The following is an 11253-nucleotide window of genomic DNA, read 5'->3' as shown; positions in this document are numbered from 1 at the left end:
TACTTATTCATGCCATCATATTCTTTAGCTGGTGCATTCAATCCATAATTGAATCCAATGCCAATTTCTCCAAGTGTAACCTTTTTCCACTCGTCGGTGAAGTCGGGAAAGCGCAAAGGTGGAATATTAGGGGTTTTGAGGTCTTTATCTTGTGCCATAGGGATTGCCTTTGAGATTATTCAACGATACCAAGTTCACGGAGGTAGCCCTCAATCTCTTTGTCAAGGTCAGCGCGTTTGGCTTCCAATTCCTTGATTTCAGCCATGACAGCCTTGATGTCGATAGGCTCTTCTTCCTCGAATGTGTCAACATATCGGGGAATATTGAGATTGTAGTTGTTGTCGACAATCTCCTGAAGGGTTGCGCAATGGCTGTATTTCTCAATCTCCTTGCGGTCGCGGTAAGTCTCAACAATCTTACGGATATGTTCCTCACGGAGCTTGTTCTGAGTCTTAACCTTTTCAAACTCCTTGCTGGCGTCGATGAAGAGTATATTGTCATCTTCCTTACGACATTTCTTCATCACTATGATGCAGGTAGGTATCGATGTGCCGTAGAAGATATTTGCCGGAAGTCCTATGATGGCGTCCACATAGTTTTTGTTTTCTATAAGGAAACGGCGGATAGCACCCTCGGCGTTTCCTCGGAACAGCACACCATGAGGCGCGACACAAGCCATTGTGCCACCGTCGTTGAGGTGATAGATCATGTGAAGGATAAATGCGTAGTCTGCGGTTTTGCGAGGAGCCAAACGTCCGGCTTTGCTGAAACGGTCATCGTTGTTGAACTTATCGGCGGCACTCCATTCTGCGGAGAAAGGAGGGTTTGCGACAACTGCATCAAACTGACGTTCTTCGAAAGCATCGGCTTCGAGGGTATCGCCGTTCTCAATCTTGAAATTGCTGAACTTGATGCCGTGGAGTAGCATGTTCATGCGGGCAAGATTGTAGGTGGTAGGATTCTTCTCCTGTCCAAATATCTCTACTGCATTACCGATATTGGCGGCACGGATAAGCAGAGAGCCGGAACCGCAAGTGGGGTCATAGACATTGCGTAAACGTGCGTGTCCAAGTGTTACAATCTCAGCGAGAATGCGGCTAACCTCCTGTGGGGTGTAGAATTCACCGGCCTTTTTACCTGCACCGGCGGCAAACTGCGAAATCATATATTCATAAGCATCACCGAGAATATCAATCTGAGTTGCCTCGTCAGCACCGAAGTCAATGCCATTGAGTGCGGTGAGTACACTGCTGATAAGGTTGTTCTTGTCATCGGCAGTCTTGCCAAGTTTAGGCGATGCCAAATCAATATCCGAGAAAAGACCTCCAAAATCTTCCTCGCTCTCCTGACCAAGAGTGCTGTCCTCAATGCGTTTCAACGAACGCTCTAATTGGGGAAGGATATTCTCCTTACGGTTAATACGGTCAATGATTGAAGTAAAGAGATATTGAGGTTCAACGAAATATCCGATATTCTCCAGACATTGTTTCTTAACTTCGTCTTGGAGTTCAACGGCATCTTCTTCCTGACTTTCCCAAAGTTGCTTGAAAGTTATCTCATCATTTTCAAGAGCCTGATCAGCATATTTCTCAATTTTCTCTGAAAGGTATTTATAGAAAATGAAGCCAAGTGAGAAATACATGAATTCGTTGGCAGACATATTACCGCGCAGGTTATTGGCAACAGCCCAAAGCTGAGTACGCAGTTTTTGTTGGAGTTCCTCGCTCATGATCTTATTCTGATATTTCTTCGGATGTCGTTTCTAATTCTTTGCGCATATCGTCCAAAACTTTCCCATTGAAAGAGAAATATTTGGAGCCTTGGTATGCCCCGGAGGTATTGCGCCTTTCCTCCGGCATAAAAGTTCCTACAAACGGTGATAGTTTGTAAATGCGGTCTTGATACTCAACGGAGTCATCGCTCGCCACTTTCACACTAACTCCGGTGGGGTCAAAGATGATGTAGTCGCCAATTTTGATGCCCACCATAGAGAATTTGAAGCGAGCACGCTTGACCTCTCTTTTATTAGGCGTTGGCTCCGGATTGGGTTCTTCCTTGATGATAGGCTTGTTATCGCGGTATTCGGTGACAACGGCATCGTCAATGGTCTGGGCGATGTCGTTGAATATATCGAGTGCCACTTGGGGCGGTACGTTGAAAAATTCGCGGTTCTGACGGATTCGCAAATCTGTCAGGCGGTCAATGGTTTTATGAACCAGTTTCTCAACCTCGTTGAATTTCACAGTATGCATTGTGGCGAAAATTTCAAACGGCAATGGCACGGCTGTATTGTCAAGTTCCTTTGAGCGTATATCAACAGGACGGCTGCTCTTGCCGATTTTAACCCAGTCCTCGCGGAAACTTGGATTCGTCAGAATATAGACGTAGCCGGGTTCTATAATTTTAGTGCCTATCGTTTTCGTTGCTTTCATATCAATCCCAGCTGAATGTTCTTATAATATTGCGGAGACGGTCAATGATACGCTTAATGGTACGGCGACGGGCCACAAGACCAAGTTTCTTGTCTTTCAAGGCTTCCTGTATAATCTCAGTCTGCTCTTTCTGCACATAATCGTATTCCGACATATAGCGGTTGATTATCTCAACAGGGATCTCTTCCTCTTGTGCGATTCGTTCGATGGCACGACCTTTCTCCTGACGGATATATTGGTTGAGACGCTCTTCAAGGTCAATGCTTCCATCGGCCTTCTTGTCACGCATGAAACCGTCCTTGTCATTATCGACCGTCTGGAGAATGAAGCCGTCAATGAGTTGTGTCTTGCTACGCAGTTCAGCATCCTTAATCATAGTGTCGAGAATCTCCTGACGTTTTTCAGGATAATCCTCGGCATTCGGGTCAAGGTCAGCAATAAGACTGAGGATATAGGCCACGTTGATTATGTCGCTGTGGAGAAGTTCCAGACAGAAATCTATATCATCAAGTGTCGGCTCTGACTCTCCAGCATCATCTGCCGGGGTGGAATCTTTCACGGTCTTAGAATCCATGAACGTGTCGTGTATGTCAAGATACTTGCTCCGGAAATCCATGTAGAGTTGCTCGTCCATGGGGAAATCCGGGTCTTCTTCGTTGAAATCCTCGTATATCTGAATTTCAGCGTGCTTGCGGATAATGTCACGGAACGCCAAGATGAATTTTCGCTTATCCTCCTCGTTTTGCAGATAATCTACCACACGCGAGTCAGGATAGTGTTCAAGAAATTCTTTTGTCAAATCGACATACTCTTTCTTGACACTATCATACGGTTCTCGGATAATACCTTCTTCTCCTCCATTGCTGAATAGTTTAATTGCAGCATCGACATTAGACTTCAAATCACGGAAGCAGACAATCTTGCCGAAGCGTTTGCGCTCGTTGAGCACGCGGTTGGTACGGCTGAAAGCCTGTAACAGACCGTGGTATTCAAGATTCTTGTCAATATAAAGCGTGTTGAGTTTCTTGGAGTCAAAACCGGTGAGAAACATGCCGACAACGAGGCAGAGGTCGAGCGAGAGCATATCCGGCTTCTTCTTTTTCAATCGGAGATTGACATCATCATAATATGCGCGGAAATTCTGCAATGAGAATGATGTACCATACATCTCGTTATAGTCATTGATAATATCCTCCATGTCATCAGCACCGGCTACACGGTCACTTACAAATGAACCGCTTGACATCCCTGTGGTTTCATCGTCCTGACTGTCATTGGCAGCGTAGGTAAAGATTGCTCCAATGCGGATTTTCGGATTTAATTCCTTGAAAATCTTGTAATATTTGACAAGCATCGGAACTGACTGCACTGCAAACAGAGCGTCAAACTCACCGTCATAGGTGGATTTGTTGTAATTGTTGAGAATGAACTGTGCAATCTCGCGCATACGGTTTTGGTTGCCGTTGTTCACATCTGTATTACCATGATAATATTCTACAAGGAAACCAAGTACATTCTCGTCAGCGATGGCATCCTTGATGAGATATTTGTGGAGACATTTTCCGAAAATTTCCTTTGTAGTATGCTTATCGGTGGAATTTTCAGCAAAAATTGGCGTACCGGTAAAGCCGAATATCTGTAAGTTGTTGAAGAACTTGACGATATTCTTATGGCTGTCACCGAAATGGCTTCGGTGGCACTCGTCGAAGATCATCACAATGCGGCTATCCTTTATCTCCTGAAGTTTACTGCTGTACCACGGACGGGTAACTGCGGCATTGAGTTTCTGAATGGTCGTAATGATGATTTTGGAATCACTTTGCAGACGGCGCGTAAGTTCGCTTGTGTCTGATGTACTGTCAACCGCACCCGGCTCAAAAGCATCATATTCCGATTGTGTCTGAGTGTCGAGGTCGTGGCGGTCAACTACAAACATAACCTTATCAATACCGTCAAGTTCGGAAACAAGCTGCGCGGCTTTGAATGAGGTCAACGTCTTTCCTGCTCCGGTGGTATGCCAAATGTATCCGTTGCGGTTGGTGTTCTGCACCTTGTCGATAATCTCCTCAACAGCATAATACTGATATGGGCGAAGCACCATGAGCGACTTATCACCCTCGTGCATCACAACATATTTGCTAATCATCTTGCCAAGAGTACACTTGTCAAGGAAATCAGCAGCGAAAAGACTCAATTCGTTAAAAGGATTGTTTGATCTATCAGTCCAGTTGAATGTGAACTTATATCCTAAATTTGGAGTGTTGGCAAAGTAGCGTGTGTTTACACCGTTGGAAATGACAAATATTTGGATGTAGTCGAACAGTCCGTGGAATGAAGTCTTGTGGTAACGCTGAATCTGATTGTATGCCTGTTTCAGTTCTATGCCACGACGCTTCAATTCAATCTGCACCAAAGGCAAGCCGTTGATGAGGATGGTCACGTCATAACGACATTTCTTACGGTCCTCAATCGTTATCTGATTGGAAACCTGAAACTCATTCTGGCACCAATTTTTCTTGTTGAGAAACTGTAGCCACACACGCTGCCCGTCCTCTGTTTCCAGAGGGAACAAATCGCGTAGCTTCTTCGCTTTCTCGAAGCGCGTACCGCCTTCAAGGTGAATCAGAACTTTCTCGAACTCTCCGTCTGTCAGATGCTCTCTGCCTATTTCAGCAAGAGCCTTCTTGTTATGTATTTCAAGCTGCTTCTTGAAATTAGATTTAAGGTTGGTTTCTTCTTCAATCTGAACATACTCATAATTCATCTTCTGAAGAGCCTCGATAAGCCCTGCTTCCAATGCAGCCTCGCTCTGTATTGCCATTTCCTTAATTGCTTACATTAGGGATATAATATGCAAAGTTAGTGAATTTTCGCAAGATATATGGCTTTCAGGGTCTTAAAAGTGATATATCTTCGTAATTTTCGTATTTTTTGAGATAGATAGTTTCGCTGATATACGGTCAATTTTCAGAGTTGTTTCATTTTTACTGCCCGATTATACAACGTCACATCAAATGGATCTACCAAGATGGTGGACTTGATTGGGATTCAACTTGTGCATTTTTTGCACAAGTTCAAACGGAGGGGTTCTCATCAGGTAAATCGTAAATAATATAATATTACATAAATCAAAGCCTCAAAGACAAATGATTATTCCGGCAGGAGGTAGTTGGCGCTGCGTCCACCCTCGCCGCTATTGCGGAGCATACCTTTGGCTATAAGGTCGTTGATGTCGCGTAACGCTGTGTCCTGCGAGCAACTGCATAACTTCGCCCATTTTGAAGATGTCAGTTTTCCCTCAAAGCCATCCCAAAGACGGTTGATTACCTTGCGCTGACGCTCATTTATATCAACATCGCGGAACTCATCCCAATATGCCGCTTTCAGCAATATCCGCTCTATTATGCAGAATGCGCGGACGATAACGTTCTCAAACAACCGAATAACCTCAACATTCACTTAGTAACATCGAGGTCTCCGTTCTTTGCAGTTTTATCATTATTATCGCTGCAAAGCGACTTCGTCGATGATTGAGTCCGCTTAAGCACCTCTAATATACAACGCATCGTGTAGCTCTACCACCGGTATAACGACAATGCAGAAACTATCGCCTTCGGACAATTCTACCGCGAGAATTTCCCCAAACAATACCGCGACTGGCAAACTGGCCAATAGCAACAGGACATCGCCTACCGCGAATCCCTCCGCCACACCCACATCTTTACGCGCCTGAAACGCATCTACACCCCGACTGGATAACCTTAATCCCCATGCTTCCACTAAATTAGCATAGAGATTTAAATTACATATATCCCATTATCAGAAGTTTGAAATCCAGAACTCTTGGAATGGACTACACTTGGCGAAATATTCTCACTGCAAGCTGGTAAAAATATACAAGCATTTGAACTTAAAGAGTGTTTAGATGAATCACTATATCCATGTTATGGTGATAATGGCATACGGGGATATTTACCAAAATATAATCATGAAGGGTTATACCCCGTTGGCAGGCAGGGAGCTTTATGCGGAAATATCAATATGGCAAGTTCTATGCTACTGAACATGCTCTAGTAGCTGATTATTTTGCTAATACTGAGCCGTTGTTATGGCGATATTTTCTTAAATTTCTCAATCTGAATCAATATGCAACGGCTACCGCCCAGCCGAGGCTATCAGTAGCTAAGATTGAGGAAGTGCCCATACCTATTCCTCCGATTCAATAACAAACAAGAATTATTAAAGCAGTTGAAAGCTGGTTTGAGCGCATTACATTGTTAGAGAAAAATACAATATCACTAAAAGAGTGCATCCCTACAATAAAGTCCAAAATCATAGAACTGGCTATGCAAGGCAAACTCGCTCCGCAAGCCCCGTCGGATGAGCCTGCTGCCGATATGCTTCGGCGCATCAATGCCAGGGCCCTGATTATAACTGATAACCCACATTATCCGAAGTTGCAAAGTTAATAATAATTGAGGAATCAATGGTTGCGGTTTTAGTGTTTCTTCATGTTATCTTCTGAGAATTCTATTAATTTGCTGAAGAATAATCAATATCATATGAAAGCGCATAACCACAATCTTGATAGCTGGAACTCAACAGGGGCTCTATAAGTCAGCCTGACGTTTTAGATAATGCTAAACGCCAAAATGACGTTTTGGAAACACCATTGTCATTAACCGTACACCTTTCCTTGAAGGAGATGCCAATCTCAATCGCAGTCATTGCAACTAAAATCGGATTGAGCAACCGAATAGTTGATCACGCCATCACCTCCCTCAAAGAGATAGCAATCCTCTCTCGTATTGGAGCAAAGAATAACGCCACATGGGTCATAAAGAAGTCTGAATCATGAACAAATGGTCGGCCATTTAACTTCAAATTAGATGGCCGACTATCTTATGTTTATGTGTAAGTATTCTTTTATCGAATTCCCGTACAGGATTATGATTGAACAGAATGCACCGTGTCACAGTGACGGTGTCCCGACCACCCAATTGAAATCATAGATATTCCACATCGGATTGTTCTTGAACGCTTCCATTATGGTGGCTGTAGCTACATAGACTGTCATATTGGTGGGTGCGTATGCTTGGTTGCCAAATGGTGCATAATTCCCTGTCGGCATGGCTGTGCATCTGGTGAGGTCCATTGTCGTTATATTCTGGCTTTTGCGGAATGCGTTAGTGGCGATTTTCGTGATATTACCGAGGACAACAGTCGTCAGATTCTCGCACTCCCCACATGCATCGCCATTGACAACAGTGACGGACGGTGCATCGAGTTTCGTGATGCCGCTACGGTAAAATGCAAGCTCTTCAATTGTTGTGACAGTTGACGGTATGGTGACGGTATGGAGATTGACACAATCAAGAAATGCACCTGCGGATATGGCTGTCAATCCCGACGGGAGGACAATAGAGGCAAGGCCGGTGGTGGGATTTACTGCTGTCTCCTCAAATATATCAAGGCCGTCAGTGGAGAAGGCTGATTCCGGCATGGATGTGAAAGATGCACTTCCGAGATCAAGCGCGAGCCTCTTCGATGCTCCTTGTCCTGTTGACAACCATTCTCTCAATACATCGAAATCGGCATCTTTCATCGGGCCGTTGATTTTAAGCGCGTTTCCGCTACCGACCGTTTCATTGAGCATTGCTTCCGTCAAGCGTTGTGTATTTGTCAGTGTAATCTCCGGATTTGTGCCCGGTGTGGGATCCTGTTCGGTTCCGTTTTCTGATTTATTTTCGTCACCTTCAGGCGTGAGACTATTCCAATTAGTATCAAGACCTACGGAGAACGCCTGATTGACTTTCGCAAGACTCATGAAATTTCCGGCAATCAATGTCCGGTGATTGGCTTGGAACGGCACGAGTGAAATAGACTTGGAATGACTTGTAGATTCATTGACAGGAAGATACGAGAGTTTAAAATCGTTTACAATCATGACAGGTTCGTTGGGCGTATTGGGAGCGAGCATGTACAGAGTGATTATATCTCCCGTATTCGTCGAGTTGTCAACCGTCAATGTATGGCTTATGGGGGTAGTTGAATTGTCATCAGTGTATCGGTCTTCTACCGCTGAGTAGCGATAGTTGGTGCGGGTGAATGATACAGTGACTTTATCACCCGTATTCAGATTGCTTGTCTCGCGGACAACAAGCTTGCCAACCGCATGTTGGAGAGTCACGCTCCTTACGCTTTCTGTAGGTGTGAAATTTTCCAGTTTAGCCGTATAGGCAATCTTTGGTGCCTGGGTCGAAGAGTTGGTATAGCGTATATTTTTCAGACCTTCAGCCGAATCAATGTTATAATCACCGGCATCCGCCCAAAACGCAACCGTATACTTATGGTTTCTGTCAAGTTCGATTGAGAATTGAAACAGACCGTTTTCAAGAGCAGATTGTTGTGCCAATGTGACTACTTTCCCTGTCGTAATATCACTGACATACATGAAGGCTCTTATCGGATCCTGGTCGGCCACATTTGTCGTGGCTCTTGATATCGGGTCGGCTGCCACATTGAATGTCAGCCCAATAGGGCTCGGTTCCGGCATGACTTCCTGTTGATTGCATGATGTGATGATAAAAGCCAACAATGCCGTAGCTAAAGGTGTTTTGATTCTCATGGGAATAAGAAGAGTTGAGTTTGTATTTTATCCGATTAAAATACTGTTTTCTCTTCTATAAAGAAACAGTATATTATCGGTAATTTGATAAATGTTAGTTGTATCCCAGATTCCCAATCATTTGTGAATGATTGATGAAAAGTATGTTTCAAATATATTTTTAAGCAGGAAGGGATTATGAAAACATATCCCATGGAACATCTTGTATAAACCAATATAGATTTGTTGAGTTTTCTATCTATAAAAATTTATGTCAAAGCTCACATCATCATAACGGTAAAATGTCAAGTGTAGAGAACTAACAGATCCCTATTGCAAATTTAATTATATTAGCAATACAATCCAACAAAATTTCACATTTTATATCTTATTTTCTCCAAATTGGCAACACTTAATAATAATTATTTAAGTTTATCCTAATATTTTAGAATATGAGGATTCTAAATATTTATTCAATTCGCCTGTTGCTCGGCCTTTTTCTTTTCGAGGAAGTAGTTGATGTCGCCAAGGTGTTCGCGGACACGGCCGTCGGCAAACTCGTAGACCTTCGTCACAAGTCCGTCAAGGAAGTCACGGTCATGGCTGACCACAATAATCGTACCGTCGAAATCGCGCAAAGCCTGTTTCAAAATATCCTTTGTCTTCAGGTCGAGGTGATTTGTCGGCTCGTCAAGGATGAGGAGATTGACAGGTTCGAGCAGAAGTTTCACCATACACAAGCGCACACGTTCACCTCCTGACAGCACCTTGACTTTCTTCTGATTCTCCTCTCCGCCAAACATGAATGCTCCGAGGAGGTCGCGTATCTTCAGCCTTATATCACCGACAGCAATATCATCAATTGTCTGGAAAACTGTCAGTTCCTCATCAAGAAGCGAGGCACTGTTCTGGGCAAAATATCCGATTTTCACGTTATGGCCGAGCGTCAGGACGCCGTCGTGTGCAATCTCCTTCATTATCGCCTTGACCATCGTGGACTTACCCTCGCCATTCCTGCCTGCAAAAGCGACCTTGTCGCCACGCTCGATCGTAAATGATGCTCCTGAAAAAACAGGAACACCGTCGTAGCTCTTCCCCACTCTCTCGGCTATCACCGGATAGTTGCCGCTTCGCGGACACGGCGGAAACTTAAGGCGCAATGCCGAAGTGTCCTCCTCGTCAACCTCGACAATCTCCAGTTTCTCAAGCCACTTCACCTTGCTCTGGACCTGATATGTCTTTGAATAAGTGCCTTTGAAACGCTCTATGAACTCGCGCGCCTCGGCAATCTGCTTCTGCTGATCGTCATATTGTTTCTGCTGTTGCTGACGGCGCTCCTTGCGCAGTTCGAGGTAGTGACTATAGGTAGCCTTATAGTCATATATGCGTCCGAGAGTGACCTCGATCGTACGGGTGGTGATATTGTCAATGAAGCGGCGGTCATGGCTTATAACCACAACGGCCATCGGACTGTTGATGATGAAGTCTTCAAGCCAACCGATAGACTCAATGTCAAGATGGTTCGTAGGCTCGTCGAGCAGAAGCACATCCGGCTTGCGCAACAACAGTTTTGCAAGCTCGATTCTCATGCGCCAACCGCCGGAGAATTCCGAGGTCGGACGGTCGAAATCACCGCGCTTGAAACCGAGACCAAGCAGCGCCTTCTCGACATCCTCCTCAAAGTGGGTCATGTCAATCGCATAGAACTTCTCACTCGCAGTTGCCACCTTTTCAATCAACGCCATGTAGGAATCGCTTTCGTAGTCCGTACGTGTGGCAAGCTCCTCATTCATGGCTTCAATCTCCGCTTCCATCTCGCGCAGGTGGGAAAATGCCTGTGAGGCCTCCTCGAATACAGTCCGCCCATCTTCAGTCATCAAGTGCTGTGGAAGATAGCAGATTGTGCAGTCCTTCGGAGCCGACACGGTTCCTCTCGTCGGCTGCCGGACTCCGGCCAGAATCTTGAGCAGTGTGCTCTTGCCGGCTCCGTTCTTGCCCATGAGGGCAATACGGTCCTTGGGGTTGATGACGAACGATATATCTTTGAACAAGGTGGTGCCACCGAACTCAACGGTGAGCGCATCTACTGATACCATAATATTAAATTGCCGAAATTTACTGCAAAGCTACTAAATATCCGGCAGATATTGAATTTATATATTATTTTTATACTCAGTAATCGCTATTCCAAGCTCTTTATTAAATTCAAAAACA

Annotated in this window: 7 protein-coding genes; 1 reads left to right on the top strand and 6 read right to left on the bottom strand. The window is 44.6% G+C overall.

Features of this window, described 5'->3' with window-relative positions:
- Positions 1-175: 175 nt before the first annotated feature.
- The 4 genes from QZ310_RS11250 to QZ310_RS11235 all read right to left on the bottom strand — a co-directional run bounded on the left by QZ310_RS11250 (position 176) and on the right by QZ310_RS11235 (position 5870).
- Positions 176-1729, bottom strand: coding sequence for a type I restriction-modification system subunit M (locus QZ310_RS11250; RefSeq protein WP_297072836.1), 1554 nt, complete (start codon positions 1727-1729; stop codon positions 176-178).
- A 4-nt stretch (positions 1730-1733) separates the two neighbouring features.
- On the bottom strand, positions 1734-2432 hold the full coding sequence (locus QZ310_RS11245; protein ID WP_297072834.1) for a GIY-YIG nuclease family protein: 699 nt from the start codon (positions 2430-2432) through the stop codon (positions 1734-1736).
- Position 2433: 1 nt separating this feature from the next.
- Positions 2434-5253, bottom strand: coding sequence for a type I restriction endonuclease subunit R (locus tag QZ310_RS11240; protein ID WP_297072832.1), 2820 nt, complete (start codon positions 5251-5253; stop codon positions 2434-2436).
- A 329-nt stretch (positions 5254-5582) separates the two neighbouring features.
- The gene (locus tag QZ310_RS11235; RefSeq protein WP_297072830.1) at positions 5583-5870 is read right to left on the bottom strand and encodes a hypothetical protein; all 288 of its coding nucleotides are present in this window, start codon (positions 5868-5870) and stop codon (positions 5583-5585) included.
- Between the two features lie 587 nt (positions 5871-6457).
- Between QZ310_RS11235 and QZ310_RS13700 the strand changes: the two genes are divergently transcribed.
- On the top strand, positions 6458-6658 hold the full coding sequence (locus tag QZ310_RS13700; protein ID WP_366522070.1) for a restriction endonuclease subunit S: 201 nt from the start codon (positions 6458-6460) through the stop codon (positions 6656-6658).
- A 746-nt stretch (positions 6659-7404) separates the two neighbouring features.
- Here the strand turns inward: QZ310_RS13700 and QZ310_RS11230 are convergent.
- Positions 7405-8988, bottom strand: coding sequence for a leucine-rich repeat domain-containing protein (locus tag QZ310_RS11230; protein ID WP_297072828.1), 1584 nt, complete (start codon positions 8986-8988; stop codon positions 7405-7407).
- Between the two features lie 524 nt (positions 8989-9512).
- Entirely contained in the window at positions 9513-11135 is a 1623-nt protein-coding gene (locus QZ310_RS11225; protein ID WP_297072826.1) for an ABC-F family ATP-binding cassette domain-containing protein, read from the bottom strand.
- Positions 11136-11253 lie beyond the last annotated feature (118 nt).

This window comes from uncultured Duncaniella sp. (assembly GCF_910577345.1).
GTDB lineage: Bacteria > Bacteroidota > Bacteroidia > Bacteroidales > Muribaculaceae > Duncaniella.
Note: the sequence above shows the minus strand (reverse complement) of the source record. Positions and strands in the feature narration are given on the sequence as shown.

What these genes read in the sequence shown, in the direction of transcription:
- QZ310_RS11230 (WP_297072828.1), bottom strand. Translation starts at nt 8,988, where the DNA reads ATGCCGGAACCGAGCCCTATTGGGCTGACATTCAATGTGGCAGCCGAC.
- QZ310_RS13700 (WP_366522070.1), top strand. Translation starts at nt 6,458, where the DNA reads ATGCGGAAATATCAATATGGCAAGTTCTATGCTACTGAACATGCTCTA.
- QZ310_RS11250 (WP_297072836.1), bottom strand. Translation starts at nt 1,729, where the DNA reads ATGAGCGAGGAACTCCAACAAAAACTGCGTACTCAGCTTTGGGCTGTT.
- QZ310_RS11225 (WP_297072826.1), bottom strand. Translation starts at nt 11,135, where the DNA reads ATGGTATCAGTAGATGCGCTCACCGTTGAGTTCGGTGGCACCACCTTG.
- QZ310_RS11245 (WP_297072834.1), bottom strand. Translation starts at nt 2,432, where the DNA reads ATGAAAGCAACGAAAACGATAGGCACTAAAATTATAGAACCCGGCTAC.
- QZ310_RS11240 (WP_297072832.1), bottom strand. Translation starts at nt 5,253, where the DNA reads ATGGCAATACAGAGCGAGGCTGCATTGGAAGCAGGGCTTATCGAGGCT.